The sequence below is a fragment of the Oceanobacillus sp. FSL W7-1304 genome (assembly GCF_037969805.1).
Classification (GTDB): Bacteria; Bacillota; Bacilli; order Bacillales; family Amphibacillaceae; genus Oceanobacillus; species Oceanobacillus profundus.
Map to the genome: position 1 here is coordinate 2,730,660 of NZ_CP150211.1, position 24,405 is coordinate 2,755,064.

Annotated in this window: 23 protein-coding genes; 16 read left to right on the forward strand and 7 right to left on the reverse strand. The window is 37.3% G+C overall.

Features of this window, described 5'->3' with window-relative positions; translation table 11 throughout:
- The first annotated feature begins 9 nt into the window (after positions 1-9).
- On the forward strand, positions 10-522 hold the full coding sequence (gene ssb / locus NYE61_RS13885; RefSeq protein ID WP_095314023.1) for a single-stranded DNA-binding protein: 513 nt from the start codon (positions 10-12) through the stop codon (positions 520-522).
- Between the two features lie 35 nt (positions 523-557).
- On the forward strand, positions 558-788 hold the full coding sequence (gene rpsR / locus NYE61_RS13890) for a 30S ribosomal protein S18 (RefSeq protein WP_095314025.1): 231 nt from the start codon (positions 558-560) through the stop codon (positions 786-788).
- 170 nt (positions 789-958) lie between these two features.
- Here the strand turns inward: rpsR and NYE61_RS13895 are convergent, their stop codons facing one another.
- From NYE61_RS13895 to NYE61_RS13915, 5 genes are all read right to left on the reverse strand, one after another.
- Positions 959-1,666 (reverse strand): DUF4367 domain-containing protein, encoded by a 708-nt coding sequence (locus NYE61_RS13895; protein WP_303447146.1) that lies wholly within the window; start codon positions 1,664-1,666, stop codon positions 959-961.
- Entirely contained in the window at positions 1,650-2,189 is a 540-nt protein-coding gene (locus NYE61_RS13900; protein WP_303447145.1) for an RNA polymerase sigma factor, read from the reverse strand. Before NYE61_RS13900 ends, NYE61_RS13895 begins: the two co-directional genes overlap by 17 nt.
- A 161-nt stretch (positions 2,190-2,350) precedes the next feature.
- Complete coding sequence (locus NYE61_RS13905; protein WP_095314247.1) at positions 2,351-2,938, reverse strand: hypothetical protein; 588 nt, start codon at positions 2,936-2,938, stop codon at positions 2,351-2,353.
- 78 nt (positions 2,939-3,016) lie between these two features.
- On the reverse strand, positions 3,017-3,487 hold the full coding sequence (locus tag NYE61_RS13910; protein WP_303447143.1) for a peptidoglycan-binding domain-containing protein: 471 nt from the start codon (positions 3,485-3,487) through the stop codon (positions 3,017-3,019).
- Between the two features lie 300 nt (positions 3,488-3,787).
- Positions 3,788-4,249 carry a DUF1189 family protein gene (locus NYE61_RS13915; protein WP_339315743.1) on the reverse strand — a complete coding sequence of 154 codons (462 nt, stop codon included), beginning with the start codon at positions 4,247-4,249 and terminating at the stop codon, positions 3,788-3,790.
- Between the two features lie 324 nt (positions 4,250-4,573).
- On the opposite strand from NYE61_RS13915, the gene NYE61_RS13920 reads away from it, so the two are divergent.
- The 4 genes from NYE61_RS13920 (at position 4,574) to dnaB (ending at position 9,459) form a co-directional block, all read left to right on the forward strand.
- Positions 4,574-5,518: a YybS family protein gene (locus tag NYE61_RS13920; RefSeq protein WP_095314242.1), complete on the forward strand. Its 945-nt coding sequence runs from the start codon at positions 4,574-4,576 to the stop codon at positions 5,516-5,518.
- A 31-nt stretch (positions 5,519-5,549) separates the two neighbouring features.
- Positions 5,550-7,526, forward strand: coding sequence for a DHH family phosphoesterase (locus tag NYE61_RS13925; protein ID WP_095314241.1), 1,977 nt, complete (start codon positions 5,550-5,552; stop codon positions 7,524-7,526).
- Positions 7,523-7,969, forward strand: a complete 447-nt coding sequence (gene rplI / locus NYE61_RS13930) for a 50S ribosomal protein L9 (protein ID WP_095314239.1) — start codon at positions 7,523-7,525, stop codon at positions 7,967-7,969. Before NYE61_RS13925 ends, rplI begins: the two co-directional genes overlap by 4 nt.
- Positions 7,970-8,085: 116 nt before the next feature.
- Entirely contained in the window at positions 8,086-9,459 is a 1,374-nt protein-coding gene (dnaB, locus tag NYE61_RS13935) for a replicative DNA helicase (RefSeq protein ID WP_095314238.1), read from the forward strand.
- A gap of 169 nt (positions 9,460-9,628) precedes the next feature.
- On the opposite strand, the gene cdaS is transcribed toward dnaB, so the two are convergent.
- Positions 9,629-10,252 (reverse strand): sporulation-specific diadenylate cyclase CdaS, encoded by a 624-nt coding sequence (gene cdaS / locus NYE61_RS13940; RefSeq protein WP_118889313.1) that lies wholly within the window; start codon positions 10,250-10,252, stop codon positions 9,629-9,631.
- A 219-nt stretch (positions 10,253-10,471) separates the two neighbouring features.
- On the opposite strand from cdaS, the gene NYE61_RS13945 reads away from it, so the two are divergent.
- The 8 genes from NYE61_RS13945 (at position 10,472) to NYE61_RS13980 (ending at position 20,729) form a co-directional block, all read left to right on the forward strand.
- On the forward strand, positions 10,472-11,761 hold the full coding sequence (locus NYE61_RS13945) for an adenylosuccinate synthase (RefSeq protein WP_118889314.1): 1,290 nt from the start codon (positions 10,472-10,474) through the stop codon (positions 11,759-11,761).
- Between the two features lie 300 nt (positions 11,762-12,061).
- On the forward strand, positions 12,062-13,555 hold the full coding sequence (locus NYE61_RS13950; RefSeq protein WP_303447141.1) for a M23 family metallopeptidase: 1,494 nt from the start codon (positions 12,062-12,064) through the stop codon (positions 13,553-13,555).
- Positions 13,556-13,696: 141 nt separating this feature from the next.
- A complete protein-coding gene (yycF, locus tag NYE61_RS13955) occupies positions 13,697-14,398 on the forward strand; it encodes a response regulator YycF (protein WP_095314230.1) in 702 nt (233 codons plus the stop codon).
- A 5-nt stretch (positions 14,399-14,403) separates the two neighbouring features.
- Positions 14,404-16,233: a cell wall metabolism sensor histidine kinase WalK gene (gene walK / locus NYE61_RS13960; RefSeq protein ID WP_095314228.1), complete on the forward strand. Its 1,830-nt coding sequence runs from the start codon at positions 14,404-14,406 to the stop codon at positions 16,231-16,233.
- Positions 16,230-17,561 (forward strand): two-component system activity regulator YycH, encoded by a 1,332-nt coding sequence (gene yycH, locus NYE61_RS13965; RefSeq protein ID WP_251659728.1) that lies wholly within the window; start codon positions 16,230-16,232, stop codon positions 17,559-17,561. The genes walK and yycH overlap by 4 nt, the downstream gene beginning before the upstream one ends.
- A 2-nt stretch (positions 17,562-17,563) precedes the next feature.
- Positions 17,564-18,493 (forward strand): two-component system regulatory protein YycI, encoded by a 930-nt coding sequence (gene yycI / locus NYE61_RS13970; protein ID WP_095314225.1) that lies wholly within the window; start codon positions 17,564-17,566, stop codon positions 18,491-18,493.
- Positions 18,490-19,275 carry an MBL fold metallo-hydrolase gene (locus tag NYE61_RS13975; RefSeq protein WP_095314224.1) on the forward strand — a complete coding sequence of 262 codons (786 nt, stop codon included), beginning with the start codon at positions 18,490-18,492 and terminating at the stop codon, positions 19,273-19,275. Before yycI ends, NYE61_RS13975 begins: the two co-directional genes overlap by 4 nt.
- A 251-nt stretch (positions 19,276-19,526) precedes the next feature.
- Complete coding sequence (locus NYE61_RS13980; protein ID WP_303447139.1) at positions 19,527-20,729, forward strand: trypsin-like peptidase domain-containing protein; 1,203 nt, start codon at positions 19,527-19,529, stop codon at positions 20,727-20,729.
- A gap of 408 nt (positions 20,730-21,137) precedes the next feature.
- On the opposite strand, the gene NYE61_RS13985 is transcribed toward NYE61_RS13980, so the two are convergent.
- A complete protein-coding gene (locus NYE61_RS13985) occupies positions 21,138-21,497 on the reverse strand; it encodes a DoxX family protein (RefSeq protein ID WP_316246655.1) in 360 nt (119 codons plus the stop codon).
- Positions 21,498-21,866: 369 nt separating this feature from the next.
- Here NYE61_RS13985 and NYE61_RS13990 point away from each other — a divergent pair, with 369 nt between their 5' ends.
- Entirely contained in the window at positions 21,867-23,582 is a 1,716-nt protein-coding gene (locus tag NYE61_RS13990) for an ABC transporter ATP-binding protein (protein ID WP_251659733.1), read from the forward strand.
- Between the two features lie 174 nt (positions 23,583-23,756).
- Positions 23,757-24,293, forward strand: coding sequence for a DUF5412 family protein (locus NYE61_RS13995; RefSeq protein WP_095314220.1), 537 nt, complete (start codon positions 23,757-23,759; stop codon positions 24,291-24,293).
- Positions 24,294-24,405: the final 112 nt, after the last annotated feature.

Here is a 24,405-nt window from a genome sequence, read left to right on the forward strand (position 1 = left end):
GTGGTTCTGATGTTAAATCGTGTCGTACTAGTAGGCAGGTTAACGAGGGATCCTGATTTACGTTATACACCAAATGGCGTGGCAGTAGCCAACTTTACGATTGCTGTTAATCGTCCCTTTTCTAACCAACAAGGAAATAGAGAAGCAGATTTTATTAACTGTGTCGTTTGGCGTAGACCAGCAGAAAACCTGGCAAACTTCATGAAAAAAGGTAGTATGATCGGTGTAGATGGTCGAGTTCAAACACGTTCATTTGAAGGACAAGATGGAAAAACCGTATATGTGACTGAAATTGTTGCAGATAGTGTACAATTTTTGGAATCAAAAGGTTCTTCTTCTGGCGGACAGGATTCGCAAGGTTACCAGCAAAATAGAAATCAGAACCAATTTCAAAATCAGAATCAATACCAACCGAATCAAAACCAAAATCAGTTTCAACCAAATAATAACCAACCACAAGACGATCCATTTAAGAATAATGGAGAGCCTATAGATATATCAGACGATGATTTACCGTTTTAGAACGGGTAAAGTGAATTTAAAAAGGAGGGGTATCAATGGCAGCTCGTCGTGGACGCGCAAAGCGTCGTAAAGTGTGTTATTTCACAGCGAACGGAATCACACACATCGATTACAAAGATGTAGATTTGCTTAGACGTTTCATTTCTGAACGTGGAAAAATTCTTCCTCGTCGTGTAACTGGAACTTCTGCAAAATACCAACGTAAACTTACAATTGCAATCAAACGTGCTCGTACAATGGCTTTATTACCATATGTAGCTGAGTAAATATGAATAAAAAACAAAAATATCATTACTTTTAGAGAAGCCAATTACCAAATAATTGGCTTCTCTATTTTTTTGAACAGTAAATTTTTACTGGATGCGCTGATGGTTCAAAATTGCTAAATAAGAAATGGACTTTAAATCTAATCGTAGTACAACGAAATAGTGACATTTTATTCGACTAGCTTTTCCAATTGAACTGATTCAAGGATCTTAACAAGATCTTCCTTAGATAAATAATGGGAACTGATTTCTACACTGTAGTTATCTGTCATCAAAAATATCTTATGTTGAACTTCACTTTCTTTAAAATACACTGTCAGCCCTTGAATCTCTAGTTGCTCTGTATAATTTTCTATTGTTCGTTCTGCTTGTCTTTTGTTATTAATTGCTTCCTGAAGAATAGAAAACAGTTCATTATCATTGCTAGAAAACTGTGTATAAACATAGTTATTATCTTCGTTATTCCTATGGATTATATTTTCCAGTTCTATATTAGGTTTTGGCGCAGATTTAGGTATTGCTAATACAAAGCCTTGTTCTCTAATATTTCTTATTTGCTCGTTTTGTTCGTTGCTAATAATTATCGAGTGTTGTTGCTCATTAAATTTATTATTAATGCTTGAAGTAAAATCTTTTTGTGGTGTTGAAAGTACACTAATTAAGATAGTTGCAATAAATATTAACAACAGTGTACTAATAACCGGACTCAAATGCTTTAATCGATCTTCTGCCTTACGTTTTTTAGAAGAGGAATGTTGTCTAATGATAGTATATAAATTATTCTTTACTTTTTGTTGTCTTTGTTTATCCCATTCTATACTATTATTTAACTTTTTTAGTAATTCGTTTAAGTGTTGGTCCTTATTCGAATATTTCATTAGTGTAACTCCTTTCTTCGAGCTTTTTACCCAAGACTTCCATTGCACGAAATAATGTTGTCTTCACTTTAGCTTCTGACCAATTAAGAATAGCTGCTGATTCTTTAATAGAGAACCCTTCCATCTTACGTAGAATAATCACTTGTCGATAAGATTTTTTTAAAGATAAAACTTCCTTATAAAGTTCTTTATATAGCTCGTTTGACAGGACTTGATTTTCAATAGGTGGTTCCTTGTTCTTCTTTTTATGAAATACAAAGTCTTTTACAATTTTTATTGGAGCTTGTTTTCTAATATAATCAACTGTAATATTGTGAGCAGTACTATATATAAATGTTTTTGGATATTCTATTAATTTCCCAGAGATTATATATTTGAACACCTTAATAAAGGTATCCTGTGTTAAATCTTCAGCTTGTTGATAATCATTAATTATGTTCAAGATATATCTAAAAATTGCTTCACTGTATTTATCATACCAATCGATGATTAGTTCTTCTTGAGGAGTTTTGTCAGCCCCCATTTTAAAACCTCCTACAGAATTCTTTGTATATAGATATGTAAATTTAAAAAGACATAATAATTTTTTCTAGTTTAAGAGATTTTTCTTTAAATTTCTATTTCCACATTTATCAAAAAATAGGGTGATGTTGGTTATTACCAACTATCACCCTAAGTCTAAAATTAGTCAAAATCCATGGAGGAAGCGACCTCAATTAATTCACTTTTTGTAAGGAATGGAGAGCCAATAGAATAAAAATAATCATCAGTTGCTAGCCAAATTTCGTTTAAGACGTCACCTTTATTAGATGTATATTCGATAAAGGCTTTATAATTACCAATTTTTATTTCTTCGATATCCTTAGAAGCATATCTTTCTTCAATGACTTGCATCGCTTTTTCTGATGATACATCATTCGGAAGTTTTTCTTGTAGTAATTGTATCTTCCACTTGTGTTCCTCTTTATCATTTTGGTCACCTAAATGTGTTACAGCGACTTCAGTTCCTTTTACATCTTTCTTTGAAGTCTTAGTAACATGTTTAGTATGTTCAGGGACTTGTGCAGGTAACGTTATATCAAACCCATTAGCTTTGATAGTATCTATTTCACTTAAAACATCTTCTGATTCAACATTTCCAACTTTTATTTCTTCAGTATTTGTATTTACATTTTCTGAAGAGTTACCTTCATTTGCGAATACAGTCACTCCGATCAATAATCCTGAACCTAAGATAGCTGTTACAGCACTTGCCATTACCTTCTTTTTCATTTTAAAACTCCTTTCATTTTTTAAAATCAATGGATAGACGATTGAACTACTTAAAAGTTTCACCTTACTTTAAAATATTTAGTATCTCCATAGATTAAAATAAGCAATTCCTAGTTGGTCATCACTATCTAATTCCCCATAAACCTGATTACCATCAGCGTAATAAACAGTATAGTATGAACTTTGCCAATGATCGTAGGTTCTTGTAGTAAATCCACTAGAAACATGGTCTTCAAATGCATCCCACGTAATCGGACCAACTGAACCATCAGCAGATATTCCCTCTAAATTTTGGAAATATCTTACTGCCGTTCTTGTATTTGAACCAAACGAACCGTCTACCGTTCCAGTTGCAGTTTGATATCCTGAAGCCCAAAGATTTGATTGAACAGCAGAGACAAACCCGCCAGATGAACCATAATTTACGGCTGACCAAGTTGACCAATCCCAAAAGTCATAAGAAGCAGCAGAAGCTTTATCTTCTTGATAAAAAGATTGATAAAACAAAAGCAACCCAAAAACAAAGAATATCCTAATTAACTTTTTCATTTCTGAAACACTCCCCATTAATATTTTCATCGTTCCGTTCCATTCCATGATGAATATTATTCCTTTACATAAAAACAAGCACCTAAATGTACACTATTCATGCTAATCTCTAATTTTCCAATTAATTTATCAAGGGTTTATATTGTAAAAATTTAGTAAATTTAGGTTTTGATTGTATTACTAGATATTACCTCTTTCTAATGACCTGTCCTGCTCGCTGCTACTATATAATTCAGTATGTAGCTGAGTAAATAACCAAGAACCTCAAAACCTGGATGTAATTCCGATTTTGAGGTTCTTTTATTTTCTTCTTTTTGGATAAATTGAAATCATCTTCAATAATAAACCAATCGAAAAGATAAATGTAAGCAATAGATAAGCATCACGAACTGGGATAATAAATGCGATGATAATGTATAAGATAAATGGGATTGTTGTTGTAAATGCAACCATTTTCCATAGGAGAGAGTAGCGCAGTTTACGCTGCATAAAATGTGTAATCCCTCTTCCAATATAAGCCACAAATGATATCGCGATAAATACAAGAATTGTTAATGGCAAATAATAAAACATAAAAAAGTAAATCAACTTGAAAATTACATTTAAATCAGCTGCGAGTCCACTTGACGCTGTCAGCTGTTCGATTAATGAAGGAATTGATACGAGACCAAGTAGGATAAACATATAAATAACAGCAATATCCATACCAACTCGATTAAGCTGAAACATTGCTTTTTTCTTTGGTAGTTTTATACTATTCAAAAAGACGTTCAAAAAGGTCATGCTTTCCACCCTTAACTATGTATGCTTAGGAAGTGAGTGCTATAAAATAAAATAAGCATGCCGTTTTTTATAGCAAATTCACCCTTCTATAATATTATAGTAGAAATTAGTGGGAAATGCGCCTATAGTGTTGAAGAAAGAATGACATTTGTAAATCGTATATAAATACTGCTAAGAATAGCTCGAAGGACGTTTTTTATATCTCCCGGGGAATAAATGCTTCGACATGATCAGACAACTATTTTGGTACGAATCATGTTATGATAGTAGAATAGTCAATCTAGATTAGATGAGGTGCAATAAATGAATCAATCAAAAAAATTAACAGATGGAGCATTACTATTAGCTATATATATAGTGCTTCTGTTGATTACCATATTTGTTCCGATAGTAACGATATTCGGGATGTTTTTATTACCAATACCTTTTATTCTATATGCAGCTAGGCATGGATTAAAGCCTTCATTTTTAATGTTTGTAGCCTCCTTGCTTATTACGGCACTTATTGCTACTATTGCCTTCCTGCCGTTTACGGTTTTAGCTGGAATTGGAGGAATTGCAATTGGCGCTGCTATTCATAAAGAAGTATCCGCTTATGAAACATTGGCCAGGGGTACATTAGGTTTTATTATTGGCCTATTGTTTATCTTTGCTTTTAGTCAAGTTGTCTTTTCAGTTAATTTGGTAAATGAGCTGAAAGTAATTATAACAGATTCGATGGACATGAGTGCATCCATCATGGAGCAATTTGGTGCTAGTGGACAAACTGAACAGATGGAAGAGTTGCTTTTACAACAAGTCAACATGCTTATTGAATTATTGCCAGTGGGACTTGCATTAACTGCAATTGTATTAGCGTTTCTCAGCCAGTGGATTAGCTATAAATTTATCAACCGGCTGGAGAAGAAGCAACTACGATTCCCGCCTTTCCGTAACTTAAGATTTCCGACATCTATACTGTGGATTTATTTCTTTGCATTATTCATTTCGTTTTTCGATTTGAATCCAGCAGGTATATACTATACAGCTGTACATAATTTATTGGCATTAACAGGGCTTTTAATGGCATTACAAGGATTTTCATTTATCTTCCTTTATACGTACCATAAGAAAATAACAAAAGCTGTGCCAATTTTTATTGTTGTGATTACGTTACTTTTTCCAACGTTTCTACTTTATTTCGTAAGAATCTTAGGTATAATTGATATAGGATTTAGGTTAAGGGAACGACTGACAAGCAAAAAATAAGGTTGCACCCGAGTAATAGGAGCTGAACGCAATGCCGAATTTACAAAATAAGCCAATATTGAGCAGGCATGTATGGGTGATATATTTATTATCCTTCCTTCTGCTTGGTGTCGTTTGGTATTTCCAGTGGATACTGGGGTTCATTTTGACTGTTTTATTAGCCGCTTCCTTTTATTATAGTGTCAGGACGGAAAGAACACTTCTTAATGAGACAGAGAAATATATATCAACCATGTCACATCGGATCAAGAAGGTTGGAGAAGAAGCATTATTAGAGATGCCTTTAGGTATTATTTTGTATAATGAAGATTATCAGATAGAATGGGCAAATCCATACATGAATCAATTTAGTGATGAAGATGATTCGCTAATAGGTGAGTCGTTGAATAAGCTTTCGGAAGATATTATTCCGATGGTTAAGGAAAACAAAGAGAGCCTTTGGCTTGAATTGGATGGTTATAAATTTAACACCATCATAAAAAAAGAAGAACGTTTACTATACCTGCTTGATCGAACGGATCAGCAGCAGTTAAGAAAGCTATACCATAATGATCAAACCGTGCTTTCCATTATCTTCTTAGACAATTATGAAGAAATTACACAGAATATGGATGATACAGCTAAGAGCCAATTAAACTCAGAGGTAACAACCGTTTTGAATAATTGGTCGAATCGTTATGGCCTTTATTTAAAACGCACATCTCAAGAGCGATTTTTGGCTGTTGGAACGAAGGAAATTCTAGGGCAGCTGGAGAAAATTAAATTCGATATTTTGGATGAGGTCCGTGAAATGAACGGCGTTGAAAATAACCCCGTTACACTTAGTATCGGGGTTGGCGTCGGAAATATATCTCTACCAGAGTTAGGTGAGCTTGCACAATCCAGCCTTGATCTTGCATTGGGACGTGGCGGGGACCAGGTTGCGATTAAAGAAGATCAAGGTAAAGTAAGGTTTTACGGTGGTAAAACGAATCCAATGGAGAAACGAACCCGTGTAAGGGCACGTGTTATCTCACATGCGTTAAAAGAGCTTGTGAAGGCAAGTGACAATGTCATCATTATGGGCCATAAATCACCAGATATGGATTCCCTTGGTGCAGCTATTGGCGTCTTGAATATCGCGAAAACAAACAATGTCGAAGGGCATATTGTCTTCGATCCAGATGATGTTGATACTGGTGTATATCGTCTAGTTGATGCGATCAAGGCGGATGAGGAATTATGGAAATATTTTATTGATCCGGATCGTGCGGAGGAGATTATTACAAATCGTAGCTTGCTTGTTATCGTTGATACCAATAAACCATCAATGGTAGCCGATGAAAGCCTGCTTCATAAAACAGAATATCGAGTCGTAATCGATCACCATCGGAGAGGCGAGGACTTTATTGATAATCCTACGTTAGTATATATGGAACCATATGCTTCTTCGACTGCAGAACTAGTGACGGAGTTATTGGAATATCAACCAAAAGGTACGAAGTTAAAAATGCTGGAAGCTACAGCATTGCTAGCAGGAATTATTGTCGACACGAAAAGCTTTACGTTACGTACTGGATCACGGACGTTTGACGCAGCATCATACTTACGTTCGGTTGGAGCTGATACCGTTTTAGTACAACAATTCCTAAAAGAGGATTTAGACCTGTATATAATAAGAAGTAAAATTATTGAACGTGCAAAAATATTCCGCGATCATATTGCGATTGCCAAAGCTGAATCGGGAACATCCTATAGCCCTGTGATGATTGCTCAGGCAGCCGATACCTTGTTAACGATGACCGGAATAAGTGCTTCTTTTGTGATTTCTGAAAGAGCAGATGGTAAAATTGGAATTAGTGCCAGGTCACTTGGAAAAGTAAATGTACAAGTGATCATGGAAAAAATGAATGGTGGCGGGCATTTGACAAATGCGGCTACTCAAATAGAAGATACAACTATCGATGATTCAGAAGCATTCCTAATCGATATTTTAAACGAGTATTATGAAGGGAGAGAATCGGAATGAAAGTAATTTTTCTTAAAGATGTAAAGGGTAAAGCAAAAAAAGGTGAGGTAAAGAACGTACCGGATGGCTATGCCCGAAACTATCTGTTAAAAAATAAATTGGCAGAGGAAGCAACCTCTGGAAATATGAAGGCCCTAGATGCAAAAAAACGTAAAAATGCACAATTAGAACAACAGGAAAAAGAAGAAGCAATGAATCTTAAAGATTCATTGGCAGAACTAACCATTGAAATTAAGGCGAAATCGGGAGATAATGGACGTCTATTCGGTTCCATTACAAGTAAGCAAATTGCCGAAGCATTACAGAAGCAACATGGACATAAATTGGATAAACGGAAAATTGAGCTTGACCAGCCAATCCGTTCATTAGGGTACACAACAATTCCAGTAAAACTTCATCCAGAAGTTTCTGGTTCAGTTAAAGTTCACGTGAGCGAACAATAATAATAAATTGCAAGATGGATAATGAAAATGAAGGGAAATCGGCGACTGGGCCGATTTCTTCTGTATAAAGATAAAAAAGAGCTTGGTTTTACTTCTTAGAAAAGGGGGAGCATCGAATGAATCAGACGTTAAATGATCGTACACCGCCACACAATATAGAAGCAGAACAATCGGTGATTGGTGCTGTCTTTCTGGAGCCTGAAGCATTTTCGACTGCTTCTGAATTATTACTTCCAGATGATTTTTATCGAGCAAGTCATCAACGAATTTTCCAAGCGATGATGGACCTTTCCGAACGAGGCGAACCAATTGACGTCGTCACGGTTACGACCTATTTAAATGACAAGAGGCAGCTGGAAGAGGCTGGCGGTGTATCGTATTTAACACAGGTTGCTGAGAGTGTTCCAACTGCAGCGAATATCGAATACTATAGTAAAATCGTTGAGGAAAAGTCGATCCTAAGACGATTAATCCGTACAGCAACGGATATTGTTACGTCTACTTTTGAACATGAAGATGAAGTAGAAGGTGTCTTAAACGATGCAGAGAAAAACATTCTGGAGGTATCTGGAAGGAAAAATTCCGGTGCATTTAAAAATATAAAAGATGTTCTTATTGATGTTTACGATAATATTGAGCAGCTTCATCAGCAAACAGGTGATGTTACAGGAGTCCCAACAGGCTTCCATGATTTAGATAAGATTACCTCTGGTTTCCAGCCGAATGATTTAATTATTATCGCAGCCCGTCCGTCTGTGGGTAAGACGGCATTTGCATTGAATGTTGCTCAAAATGTCGCTGTAAAAACAGATCAGAATGTGGCGATATTCAGTCTTGAGATGGGTGCAGATCAGCTAGTTCAGCGTATGCTCTGTGCCGAGGGTAATATTGATGCACAGCGATTACGTAATGGGCAGCTGCAAGCAGATGACTGGAGTAAACTAACGATGGCGATGGGATCTTTATCGAATGCTGGAATTTATATTGATGATTCTCCAGGAGTTCGTGTAAGTGAAATTCGTTCGAAGTGTAGACGTTTAAAACAAGAGCATGGCCTTGGGATGATTTTAATTGATTATCTTCAATTGATCCAAGGAAGCGGGAATTCAAAGGATAATCGTCAGCAGGAAGTATCTGAAATTTCTCGTGCCTTAAAAGCGTTAGCTCGAGAGCTGAAGGTGCCTTTGATCGCCTTGTCACAGCTATCCCGTGGTGTGGAATCACGCCAGGACAAACGTCCAATGATGTCGGATATTCGTGAGTCGGGAAGTATCGAGCAGGATGCTGATATTGTCGGATTCCTCTATCGTGATGATTATTATGATAAAGAAACAGAAAACCAGAATATCATCGAGATCATTATTGCTAAGCAGCGTAATGGTCCGACGGGTACAGTAGAGCTAGCATTTGTGAAGGAATATAATAAGTTCGTAGACTTGGATCATCGCTACCAAGAAGGAGATATTCCCCCAGCGATGATGCAAGCGTAGCTAAACAGCCTTATATGAGGCTGTTTTTTTGTGTTAAGGGAAGCTGGGTCTTGATTAAAAGGGAGAATCTGATGGTCACGTTCAAGAAAAAGGCCGAATTTTGCATTGAAAATACTCAAAATCCCAGGACGAAAGCTCACTCGCTTAACATAACTCTTCAAAATAAAAATTAGGTGACACCATTTGTACGGATTGGATACAATTCACCAGCAAACGCGAATGTTGCTCTCCCTGTTTCCTCGGAAACGATGAGGATTAATGCATCGGATTGTTCGGAAAGTCCGAGTGCAGCACGATGTCTTGTTCCTAGCTTTTTCTCGACTACTTTTTGCTTGGAAACTGGAAGGACATTAGCAGCTGAAACAATTGTTGAATCACAGACTAGAACGGCACCATCATGTAATGGACTACCAGTGTGGAAAATCGATTCTAATAAAGGAAACGATAAATCAGCATTAATTGCAATCCCAGAATGGATGTACGGATCTAAAGCATCGTTTCGTTGAATTACAATTAGGGCTCCATGGTTTCGGTCTGAGAGATGTTGGATTGCTTTTGAGAGCACCTCAAATTGATTTGTAAAAGGTGCTAAGTAAGAATTTAAATAATGGGATGCTGTGCTAACTTGAATATCATGAAATACATTATGGATTTCCTCAAATTCATTGAGTAAGCTTGAATTTGGACTATCCATTGCATGCATTAAACGATCAATTCGAAGCGATAAATCTCCGAGGTCTTTTTTTAATTGATTGATCAATGAAAACGATAGAGCTGGTTTAATTAACCCCATGATTCCACCCCTGTTCTTCTAAAATCTCTTTTATTTTTTCACAGAAGTTATTGTTTTATGCGTAAAAAATAAATACAGTTCTTGTTTATATCCGTACATTAATTGGTTAATTAAATTAAATGTGTGTATTTTAGATTGACTAGTGTATTTTCTATTGATAAAATTACAGTTGTCAACAAAAAAGTCATACAATGAAGTTAAAATTATGGAGGTGTGCTTATGTCCTCAGTAGTAGTAGTTGGAACACAGTGGGGCGATGAAGGGAAAGGGAAAATTACCGACTTTTTATCGCAAAATGCAGAAGTAGTAGCTCGTTATCAAGGTGGTAACAATGCAGGTCATACGATTAAATTTGATAATATGACATATAAATTGCACTTAATCCCATCCGGAATCTTTTTTAAAGATAAAATCTGTGTATTAGGTAATGGCATGGTCATTGACCCGAAGGCATTTATAGAAGAAATTGCTTATTTGCATGAGCATGGGGTTTCTACTGACAATCTTCGTATCAGCAACCGTGCACATGTTATTTTACCTTATCACCTGGAATTGGATATTCTTCAAGAGGAAGAGAAGGGTGAAAATAAAATCGGTACAACGAAAAAAGGAATTGGACCTGCGTATATGGATAAAGCAGCACGAACTGGAATCCGGATTGCAGATCTATTGGACAAAGCAGCCTTTCGTGAGAAATTAGAGCAAAATTTAAAAGAGAAAAATCGTTTATTTGAAAAGGTTTATGAAGTGGAACCACTGAAGATAGAACCGATTTTAGAAGCGTATTATGAATATGGTCAACAAATGATGCCATATGTTGTCGACACATCGGTTGTTTTAAATGATGCAATTGATGATGGGCGTCGTGTCCTTTTTGAAGGGGCACAAGGTGTGATGCTTGATATTGATCAAGGTACGTATCCATTTGTTACATCATCGAACCCAATTGCTGGTGGAGTAACAATTGGCTCGGGTGTAGGTCCTACAAAAATTAACCATGTTGTTGGTGTTTCGAAGGCATATACGACACGTGTAGGAGATGGACCATTCCCAACAGAGCTTCAGGATGAGATTGGTAATCAGATTCGGGAAATAGGGCGCGAATATGGAACAACAACAGGAAGAGCACGTCGTGTGGGCTGGTTTGATAGTGTTGTTGTCAGACATGCACGGCGTGTAAGTGGAATTACGGACCTTTCCTTAAATTCTATAGATGTACTGACAGGTATTGAGACACTGAAAGTTTGTACAGCATATCGATATAATGGGGAAATCATGAAGGAATTCCCTGCCAGTTTAAGTGTACTGGCACAATGTGAGCCGGTCTATGAAGAAATGCCAGGCTGGACAGAGGATATTACAGGTGTGAGAAGCTTAGACGAGCTTCCTGATAATGCGCGCCATTATCTTGAGCGAATATCCCAATTAACAGAGATACCATTATCAATTTTCTCTGTTGGGCCAGATCGTTCTCAGACAAATGTTGTACGTAGTGTATATCGTCCGTAAAATTACTTGGTTGGCTTACCAATAATGTGCATGCTATGAACGGATTATTACTAGCTATTTCTTTCTTGAGTTACAGGGCTTGTGGGGAGTTTCCTCACAGGTCCTGTTTTTAATTGAATGATTGTTTATCGTATTTATTATTAATTAAAGTAAATTTTTGGTTGCAATAATACAATTTCTTTACATTATTCGACAATCCATTTTTTAACCTGTTGAGCTATGGTAGATTGGTAGAATGAGTTTTATAAAAAATCCATAGCGCTTTATATAGATTTATACGATTAAAAGGAGAACTAGAAAATGCTTTATCGTACAAGTGAAGAAAAGAAACAAGAAGCAATGAAACATAAACGAAAATGGGGCTTTTTAAGCAAGACAGCAATCATGACATGTTTAGGAGTTGGGATAAGCTTAAATCCTGTACAGGCAGAAGATACATTGGAAACAATATATCATGTGTACATAGATGGTGAGCACCTTGGAAAGGTTGACGATCAGGATGTTATCCAGCAAGTGATCGATGATAAACTGGCCAAGCATCAGAATAACTATGACGCCATTGAATTAACCATTGGTGAAGACATCACTTTCATCCCTGAAATGGTTTTTAATCCGAAATACAATAATGAAAAAGTAACAAAAAAGCTGGATGAGCAAATGACCGTAATGGCAGATGCAGTGGAATTGAATATTGCAAATGAAACCGTTGGTTATTTTAAAGATGAGGAGACAGCTGAAGCAGTTCTAAAAGCCTATACGACAAAATATGTAGATGAAAACGAGTGGGAAAAAATTGAAGCTATAAAGCAGAAATCTGCAGCTGATAAGGGAACAAAAGAAAAACAAAAGCAAGATAAAGGGGTTCCTGATGTCGGAGAAACAATTGTCACAGATATTGCATTTTCAAAGGAAGCTGTTATCTCCGAGGAAACCGCAGATCCGGATGAAATTTTAACGGAAAAACAAGGTATCCAAATGCTTGAAAAAGGAACGCTGCAAGACAAGATACATGCCGTTAAAGAAGGAGAAGTTTTAGGGGAAATTGCTGGAAAATACGATTTAACGACAGAAGAACTGCTAGAACTTAATCCCGATTTAACAAATGAAACTGTACTGAAAATTGACCAGGAAATAAACGTAACAGAATATGATGCGTTTGCACAAGTGGTCGTGACTGAAAAGCAGGCGGTTGAGGAATCAATTCCTTTTAAAACAGAAGTTATTGAATCAGAGGACATGTATAAAGGCGAGGAAAAAGTAAAACAAGAAGGTAAAGACGGAAAAAAAGAAGTTTTATATGAAATAAAGAAGCAAAATGGCAAGCAAACGGCAAAAGAATCCCTAGATGAAGCCGTTACAGAAGAACCTATAAATAAGGTTGTTATCAAAGGCACAAAGGTAATTTCCTCACGAGGAACTGGAGACATGGTTTGGCCAGCAGTTGGTGGATATATTTCCAGCCATTTAGGTGAGCGTTGGGGAAGGATGCATAAAGGAATTGACATTGCACGCCCAAGCAATCGTAATATTTTAGCTGCTGATAATGGCGTTATTGAATCTGCTGATTATAACGACGGTGGCTATGGCAATAAGATTGTGATGAATCACAATAATGGGATGAAAACAATCTACGCACACCTATCCTCTATTGATGTGGAAGTAGGTCAGGTTGTCGAAAAAGGTAGTAAAATTGGTGTGATGGGTTCTACAGGAAATTCGACAGGAATTCACCTTCATTTTGAAGTATATAAAAATGGCAGCCTTAAGAATCCAACAGAATATGTAAGTGAATAATAAGAAGGCCGGCTCTATCTGAGCCGGCCTTCTTCCTTTCGAAAAATTTAGTAGCAGGTTAGACGTTTCCTAGGTAAAGACAGATGAGCAAAAGTACGATAGAATAGAATGAAGGAATGGATAAAAAGGAAGTGAAATGAGATGGCACAAAAAATATTAGTTGTAGACGATGAGCAACCAATTGCAGATATATTAAAATTTAATTTAGAAAAAGAGGGCTATCAAGTAATTATAGCAAATGATGGTGATACTGCTATTGAGCTTGCTGAAAGTGAGAATCCTGATTTAATTTTATTAGATATCATGTTACCAAATAAAGATGGAAATGAAGTACTTCGTGAAGTGAGAAAGACAAAGACGATGCCGGTTATCATGTTGACGGCTAAGGATTCAGAAATTGATAAAGTACTTGGACTGGAGCTTGGTGCAGATGATTATGTGACAAAGCCGTTCAGCAATCGTGAGTTGATTGCACGGGTAAAAGCTAATTTGCGCAGACAGCAGGTCCCTGATGATACGGTAAAGGCAACAAAGGATATTGTTATTGGGGATCTCATTGTTCACCCCGATGCATATGTTGTTTCAAGAAAAGGGGAACAAATCGAGTTAACGCATCGTGAGTTTGAATTATTGCATTATTTAGCTCGCCATATTGGACAAGTAATGACGAGAGAGCATTTGCTTGAAACTGTTTGGGGCTATGATTATTTCGGAGATGTTCGTACTGTTGATGTTACTGTACGCAGGCTTCGTGAGAAAATTGAGGAGAATCCGAGTAACCCGATGTGGATCGTGACAAGACGGGGTGTAGGATATTATTTACGTAATCCTGAGCAGGAGTAGTTGTGATGAATAAAGTTGGTTTTTTTCGTTCGATACAATTAAAGTTTATTATTATTTATATCTTGTTATTGCTGCTTGCTGTTCAAGTGATTGGGTCATTCTTTACCATCAGGCTGGAGGATGATCTATTTGAAAGCTTTAAAACCTCCATTAATGAGCGGGTGGAACTTTTAAACTACAACCTCGAACAAGCCTTTGAAAGAGAGCGAAATGAAGAGGATGGTGACATATCCTTACAGCAAGAGGTACAGCAAATTGTAGAAGATATAAGTACCGATAATGCAGCTACGACCGTACAAGTAATTGATACTCAGCGGGTTGTGTTGGGGACGAATCGAATTAACGAAATGGACGAGATTGGAAAAAAATCAACGCAGAATTTAGTTCAGCAAGCATTATTTTTTGATTCCCAGCGAAAAAGTGAATTTAACGATAATGGGGAAAGTGTATATGTTCAGGTAGAGCCAATTTTTGATTCAGAGGGCTTAGCTGTTGGTGTTATTTATTTTCAATCCTCATTGGAAGGTGTATATGATCAAGTAGAAGGCATTAATCGAATCTTTTTCCAAGGGTCTATTCTTGCAATCAGTATTTCGGCAATACTGGGAATTCTTGTTGCTCGCACCATTACAAAGCCGATTAAGGAAATGAGAGAGCAAGCTCAGATCATGGCAAATGGAGATTTTACACAAACGGTTAATATATATGGGAAGGACGAAATCGGACAACTAGCTGAGACCTTTAATGATTTGAATAGTCGATTGAAGCACTCGTATGCAACGATTGAGGAAGAGAGAAGAAAGCTGAGCTCTGTCCTCTCCAATATGTCCGATGGTGTTATTGCTACGGATAATAGTGGATCGATTACGTTAATGAATGAGGCGGCAGGAAGGCTGATCGGTAATAATCCAGAAGAGGTTATCGGTGACTTTTTGCTGGACGTTCTGCAGCTCGAAGGTAAGATTATTGATATAACCGATCTGCAAGATAGTGGATCAATGATTATTGATTTTAGTGATGATGATAATCCTTTCCTAATACGAGCAAACTTTTCAACTGTATTGGACGACGAAGAGGAAATAACAGGATTCATTACGGTAATTAGTGATGTAACGGAACAGGAGAAGGTAGAACAAGAGCGTCGTGATTTCGTATCCAATGTATCACATGAGTTGCGGACGCCGTTAACAACAATGAAGAGCTATCTAGAAGCATTAACCGATGGGGCTTGGGAGGATAAAGATATTGCTCCGAAGTTTCTCAGTGTTGCGCAAGGTGAGACGGATCGGATGATTCGTATGGTAAACGATCTGCTTCAGCTTTCGAAAATGGATTCGGATGAGCTGCCGATGCATAAAGAGCGCTCAGAATTTGCGAGCTTTTTCCATCATGTGATTGATCGGTTTGAAATGAATTCTCCTGAAAAGATAAAACTCGTTCGCGAAATTCCAAATGTACAAAGCTATGTCTGGATGGATAAAGACAAAATGACGCAAATTCTAGATAATATTATTTCAAATGCGATTAAATATTCTCCAGAAGGCGGATTAATACGTTTAAAACTTGAAGTAAAGCGTCATTATCTGCTTGTTAGCATCAAGGATCAAGGAATGGGGATTGCCTATGATAAGCTGGAAAAAATCTTCGAACGATTTTACCGAGCAGATAAAGCAAGAGCAAGGAAGTTTGGTGGAACAGGTTTAGGATTGGCAATTACGAAAGAATTAGTGGAAGCACATCACGGGACCATTTGGGCGAAAAGTAAAGAAGGCGAAGGGACAACGATTCTCTTCACATTACCGCTTATGAATAAGAAGCGGAGGGGATTCCGATGAAATTAGAAACAGCAAAAACGTTGATATTAATCGTTTTAATTGGAACAAGCTTACTCCTTACCCTTGGGACAGGAAGCATCAAGTCAAGTCAAACGGCATTAAATAACGAGACAATTGATGAGGTTGACATTGGTGGAACAGAAGAAAATAGACGAAGCATTATTGAGCCGATGGACATCATTTTACATGCGAATGGCAGTTATTATGGCTTTAAAGATCCGACAGAGCGAGAGATCCTATATAATCGGATGAATTCCTGGAGTTTATCTGATGTTACGATTCAATCGGTTGCAAATCGAACGCCGAGCGATTATGAGGTAGAGATCATTTTCCCGGAAAAATTCCCGGTAGAATTATTAGGGAGTAGTATTTTCAAATTAGCTGATGAAGATGTCCATTTACCCGAAAATGCTTTATTTGAACGTATTTATATTAAATTTGATGAAAACACAGACACATTACTAGTTGAGTTAGTTACGGATGATGGCGGGCTTGTAACGGGCAAGATAACGGATACCAATGATTTTAACCATCTCTGGTCTTATATGGATGGATTTGATTTGGATACATTTCGGTTGTACACGTTAATGGATGAAGGTGGTAAAGATATTTACTTGCCTACCGGTGAAATTGTGTTACCGAAAAAAATAATGTCCTTTCAACGAATCAATCCGCCTGACATGCGCGACGTATTATTTGATACCCCATCTGTAGTAAGTGAGTCCAGAACTCCAGAAATAGGTGAAAGTTATTTTACAGATAGTCGTCAACTGCGAGTGGATGAAAACGGTATTGGGATGGAATATATAAATATTTTAACAGAGGATAATAATACGGATCCATTGCTTTCTCCAACAACATTATTGGATAGAAGTATTTTGCAAATTAATAATCATAAGGGTTGGACAAGTGATTATCGATTAGCAGAATTGAACACGATGCAAGGTCTAATAAATTATCGGATGTATTTTGAAGGATATCCTGTCTTTAACAATGACAATATGTCTATGATTGAGCAACAATTGAACAGTCAGCAATTGACTAAATATAATAGACCACTGATTTTATTTGCACCGTCTGTTATTAATGAAACACCTGTAGAGCTAGCATCTGGGGAAGTTATTAAAAACAATATCCTTAATCCTGATCATTCAGACTATAGTATAGAAAATATACAGGCTGTTACACTTGGCTATCGGCTAAATATCGATACCGATTTTTCATACAATGAAAATGTTGAACTGGAACCGGTATGGTATATCAAATATAATGGTCGCTGGATTCAGCATGCGTTTAATGAACCAGCAAAACCAGAAGGGGGAGATTGAGAATGCAGTGGGGCCACATTAAAACACTATTTATTCTCAGTTTCCTTATTTTGAACATCTACTTATTGATTCAATATGTAGATAGACAGCAGGATTCAGAACGTCCGGCATTGGATGAAAGTAAAGAAACGAGTTTGGAAGAACAACTGGAATCGGAGAATATTAAGATTCAAACAGAGATAGAATCGGATGTTGCTGAGTCCAATTATATTAGCGTTTCGCAAAAGAAGTTTACCGAAGAAGAAAAAAGCATGTTAAATAGCATCAATAATATAACGGCGGCAGTGATCGATGATGAGTTTGTCGTGGCGCAGCTGAATGAGCCAATCCCAATCCCTATTAATGCAAGTGACAGTCGAGTTACAGAATTGCTGGCACCTTATTTGGCTTATGCCGATGAATATAACTTCTGGGGTTGGAATGAAGATTATAGAGTACTGATTTTCTCACAGTCAAAGGAAGGCCGGACAATATATTTGAATGGGAGTGCGATTATCCTTGCATATTTAAACCAAGATAACGAGGTAACTCACTACACCCAAATGATGCTAGGGGAGTCGAGCAAGCAAGGGTCGGATCAAACAATAAATCCGCCTATCCAGGCCATTGGCACGTTGTTTGAGCGGAATAACCTTATACAGGATGATGCGGTTACCGAGGTGAGATTAGGATTTCTGTCGCGAATACCGACAGAAGGTACGCATGTGTTTGCACCGACATGGAAAGTAACGGTAAATGAAAGTAGGAATTACTTTGTAAATGCGATTGAGGGGCTTGTTTATGCAGGTACGGATAAGGAATTTCTCAATAATACAATCAACGATAATATAACAAGAATTGGAAGTTTACCAGAAGAAAGTGAGATAAAAGAAGCAGCTCTACATGCTTTAGAGCAAAGTCTTGAGGTAGGAAATCGGAGTGAAATAGAATGACATTACGTTTTAGTGTTTTGGCATCTGGAAGTACGGGGAACGCATTTTATGTCGAAACAGACAAACAGCGATTTCTTGTAGATGCTGGGCTAAGCGGGAAGCAAATGGACCAGTTATTTAGCAAGGTACAGGTTGATCCTGCAGCCCTTTCAGGAATTTTGGTAACGCATGAGCATAGCGATCATATTAAGGGATTAGGGATTATGGCAAGGAAATATAATCTCCCAATCTATGCGAATGAAAAGACATGGAAAGCAATGGAGAATTCGCTTGGAAAGCTTACAACAGATCAGAAGTTTTTGTTCGGGATGAATGAAGTGAAGACGTTTGATGATCTGGATATTGAATCATTTGGTGTATCGCATGATGCGGCAGAGCCAATGTTTTATACTTTTCGGCATGATGGGAAGAAAGTAGCGCTCGTAACAGATCTTGGTTATGTTTCGGAGCGAATCAAAAAAACAGTAGAAGACGCGGATGCATATATTTTCGAGTCCAATCATGATGTAGAAATGCTGCGGATGGGTCGTTATCCGTGGAGCGTTAAGCGCCGTATATTAGGTGATTCTGGTCACGTTTCAAACGAAGATTGCGGATTAGCACTTGCAGATATAATCAGTAACCGTACGAAACGAATCTATCTTGCCCATTTGAGTTTGGATAATAATATGAAGGACCTAGCTCGAATGTCTGTACAAGGTGTTCTCCAGGAAAGAGGTATTCATATCGATCTGCACGATACGGATCCAAAGGAGCCAACTCCTTTGTATGAGGTTGTATAGTCATTATTTTATTGGTTCCCCTAGATATAATTGTTTAATAATTTCCGGTTTAAGGTAATACTATAGTATGTGTTCAAAAAGAGGAAAAAGGAACCGAGAATTTCGATTGTTTTTCGGGCTTACGCGCATAATGTAGCTTTTATGGCAGCAAGATGTGAAGACAGTTAGTCGAATGTCCTCAGTTCTTGATTATTAGCAGGTTTTTTGAACAATCTCTTTACCATATATCATATCAATAAGGGGACTACGAGATGGGATATTATGATCAGAATTACCGGACATATCGGAAACGAAAGGGAAGATGGCTTGCCCCGCTTATAATAGGAATTGTGATTGGTGTCCTATTTATTGGACTTGTTATGCCTGAATTTATGAATTCAACGAATGGTGGAGACGACGCTCGTGACCAAGTGACGATTGAGACAAATGAACAAAATGGTAATCAAACCCTTAATACATCTGTAACCGTTGATGTGACGACTCAGATAACAGAGGTTGTTGAGGAAGTGACACCAACAGTTGTTGGGATTACGAATATTCAACAGCGTTCTGATTTCTTTGAGCAGCAAGAAGGGATAGAAGCTGGTACAGGATCTGGCGTTATTTATAAGAATAATGATGGAACTGCTTTTGTCGTAACAAATCATCATGTAATTGAAGGTGCAGACACCGTGGAAGTAGTTCTCTACGATGATACTCACATTGAGGCAGAAATTGTTGGGAGTGACCTCTTTTCGGATTTAGCAGTGCTGCGCATGGATGGGGCGGCTGTAGATAAAGTGATTGAAATTGGCACATCAGAAAGTATCAAAGTTGGTGAGCCAGCAATTGCAATTGGTAATCCATTGGGTCTTTATCTTTCAAGCACAGTTACCCAAGGAGTAATCAGTGGAACAGAGCGCACAATCCCCCAAGATTTTAACCAAGATGGTCGTGCAGATTGGCAAGCGGAGGTTATTCAGACGGATGCCGCGATTAACCCTGGAAATAGTGGTGGTGCATTGATTAATATTTATGGTCAGCTTATTGGAATCAATTCGATGAAGATTAACCAGGCTGCTGTAGAAGGAATTGGTTTTGCAATTCCTATTGACCATGCCTTACCAATTATTGAAGAATTGGAGACCACAGGAGAAGTAACACGGCCATATCTAGGTGTTGAAATTTATTCGCTTGATGAAGTACCACAAACCGAGTGGAGAGATACGTTAAATTTACCTTCTGAAGTAGATGGCGGTGTTTACGTTTGGAATGTAGAGCCATTGTCTCCAGCGGATCAGGCAGGATTAGAACGTTTGGATGTCATCACGGAGCTGGACGGGAATCCAATTATGAATATGATTGATTTACGTAAAGTACTGTATCAAGAAAAGGAAATTGGCGATACGATTCAAGTGACATATTATCGAAATGGCGAGCGGATTGAAACAGACATAGAGCTTGGAAGCCAGTAAAAGTTATAAAGCTATCTTCTAAAAATGTAGCAGAAGGTAGCTTTCGCTGTGATAAAAGAAAATTTGAAGACTGTGTATAAACTTAGAGACATGCTTATCGATGATTAAATGCTATATTCTCTCTATACTATTATGGGAAACACTTTTGCTTCGTTATCCATTATGTGTATAATCTATAATTTTTGAAAAAGTAATCCACAAAAAACGAAAGTTATGCACAAATGGTGGATAATTATTAATGATGAATCAATATATGGTGTAAAAAATGAGCGTTTATAACAAAATAGCTACGAACACTTGTGCATATGTGTATAAAACTGTGGATAACTCAAAGTTATACAGACAGGATTGTCGTTATACACGAGTTATCCACAAATAAATCTTTCCTTTTGTTGATTGCCTGGAAATTCAGATGGCTTTTTGTCCACGAGCATGTTGCCAGATGAGTAGCAGCAAAATAATTAAGACGATATCTAATCTAGCTTGAAAGCTAAAGTTAAGGAAGCCAGATGTTCCGATTAAAGGAATCTTTGTAAAATAAAGTGCTCCAAGCATAATGAATATTAGAGGAGCTACGGCAATATTCATATACATCCTACCAACAATTAACATTCCACAACCTAGCTCGACAAGAGCAACCAGCAATAACATAACCTCTGGAAAAGGCAATCCAACACCCGCAAAAATTTCTCTGAAATCTGGATTGATTAATTTCATCATGCCAGAAATAATAAAAACATAACCTGTCGCATAACAAATCCATTTCATCGTATGCATCCCTTTCATTTTAATAAAAGTATCTATTGCTACATAACTATGCAGCTGCATGGACAAACTTTCCTTCATCAGATAAAGAACATGGGGGATTATGGCAGATAGGAAAGTTTTAACTTTTCTTTGCTTATGAGCGCAACGAAGGCAATTCGCTCAGGTTGGTAAATGTCAAATGTCAAGTTTTCATAAGGGTAGTGCTATATTGCATAGAGATGGTGCTATATCAGATAAAGATAGTTTGCAGGTGGTGTTATTTCATTGAATATGGTTCAGTCTGGGCTATTTCTAACTGGACCTAGGAATTGCAATTGCGAATGATTCTCATTATAATCAAGGGTAGATTAAAAAAAGGAAGTGCAGTGAATGATTCGTCGATTTTTCTCGTATTACAAGCCGCATAAGCGGTTATTTATTGTTGACTTTACATCAGCAGTTATCGTTGCCATTCTCGAGCTTGCGTTTCCGGTGGCGGTACAATGGTTTATTGATACATTACTTCCAGGCAATGACTGGAATCTAATTGTCACGGTAAGTGTACTCTTATTATTCGTATATTTATTAAGTACCTATCTGCAATATATCGTGACCTATTTAGGTCATAAGCTCGGGATATATATCGAGACAGATATGAGGCGTGACCTGTTTCATCATGTACAGAAACAGTCATTCAAATTCTTCGATAACACAAAAACAGGACATATTATGAGTAGAATCTCCAATGATTTATTTGATATTGGAGAGCTTGCACACCATGGACCAGAGGACTTTTTCATCGCAATTATGACCTTTATCGGTGCTTTTATCATTATGTTCTCAACCAATGTGCAGTTATCCCTGATCATTTTAATTGCTGTGCCAATCCTTGTGTTTCTTATTTCGTTCAGTAATATTCGCATGAGCAGAGCATGGAAGAAGATGTATGAGGACATTGCAGGTGTCAACGCACAAGTTGAAGATGCTGTATCTGGAGTTCGTGTTGTTCAAGCTTTTACAAATGAAAAACATGAAATCAAGCGTTTTGCAGTAAATAACAATAGCTTTTTAAAGGCAAAAATCGCAGCCTATAAAGTAATGGGATTCGTGCATTCGAACATTTACATGATGATGCGTTTAATTACATTGCTCGTCTTAGTTGTCGGCGCGTGGATGACGTTTAATGGACAACTAAGTGCCGGAGAACTAGTATTCTTTGTATTAATGATGAACGTATTATTTAGTCCAATTCAAAAAATCAGTGCGTTGTTAGAGCTGTATCCAAAAGGAATGGCTGGATTCAAACGCTTCGCACAAATGTTAGATGTTGAACCGGATGTTCAAGATCGCCCGAATGCTGTACATGTGAATGAGCTAAAAGGAAACATTGCATTTCAAGATGTATCATTTAGCTATGAGAAAGCTCATGCTCCTGTCTTAAACAATATGAGCTTTAACATTCAGGCTGGGGAGACGATAGCATTTGTTGGACCTTCAGGTGCCGGTAAAACGACGATATCATCTCTAATTCCACGTTTCTATGACGTAAATGCTGGGAGTATAATGATTGATGGGATGGACATTCGAGATATGACAAAGGAATCCCTTCGTCAACAGATCGGCGTTGTGCAACAGGATGTATTCCTCTTTACCGGGACACTTCGGGAAAATATAGCATATGGGAAGCTTGATGCAACTGATGAAGAAATTGAAACCGCAGCAAGGAATGCCCACATGGAAGAATTCATTAAGGAACTACCAGATGGTTATGAAACCCAAGTCGGAGAGCGTGGCTTGAAGCTATCCGGGGGACAGAAGCAACGGATTGCAATTGCCAGGATGTTCTTAAAAAATCCAGCAATTTTAATTCTCGATGAAGCGACTTCAGCCTTAGATACAGAGACGGAAATGATTATCCAGAGAGCATTGAATGACCTAGCGAAAAACCGGACAACCCTTGTGATTGCGCACAGACTCGCAACAATTAAAAATGCAGACCGTATCATGGTTGTAACGAAAAAAGGTATTGAAGAAGAAGGAAGTCATGAAGAGTTATTGAAACAAAATGGTTTATTTGCACAGTTGCATAATGTACAGATGAACTAGAACGATGAAGTGTTTTGAATAGGAAAAGGAACTTAAAAAGAGCATTAACGAAGTCCTTCAAGGGGTTTTAATAAATAGTTAGTTTAGTGTAAACTGAATTTAGAGAAAACAGTATATGGAATTTTGTGAGAAAACTACTTATCATGCAGAAGAAAGAAAACAAGGTGGAGTCTTATGGAAAGAAGGTATAACTTCTGGTCTTTTTATTTAATACTTGTTTGCTTAGGATTAGCAGCCTATTCATTGTATTCTAATTTTACTCATGCTTGGCTAATTGCACCACCAAATTATATGTTACTTATAATGAGTCTATTAGCCTTTTACTTAGGAGTTTTTGGTTTTAAAGATAAACGAAACTGGCGAACGAAAACTAGAAGCTGGATAACGATTATTTTGTCATCCTTACTATCTATCGGACTTTTTTTAGGAGTATCACTTACCCTGTTATTATCGTTATTAGGAGCAAGTGAACATGTAAAGACAGTCAATTCCCCCGATGATAATTATACAATTGATTTTTATCGTTACGACGCAGGGGCAGCAGGTTCATTTGGAGTAAGGGGAGAATTAAATGGGCCGCTATGGTTTAAAAAACGTATTTATTATCAAGACTCAATAGATCAAGTTGAAGTGGATTGGAAGAATAACAGTACGGTATCGATTAACAAGCATATCTTAAATTTGAAAGAAGGAGATTCATACGGATATTAGGTTCCCCTAATGGGAAAAGGTGGAAATTAATCTTAAATGAATGTCTTATGTTATGGTTAAATAGTGAAATAAAAAGGAAAGAAGAGTAATATTTCATGAAAAAGAAGGTACA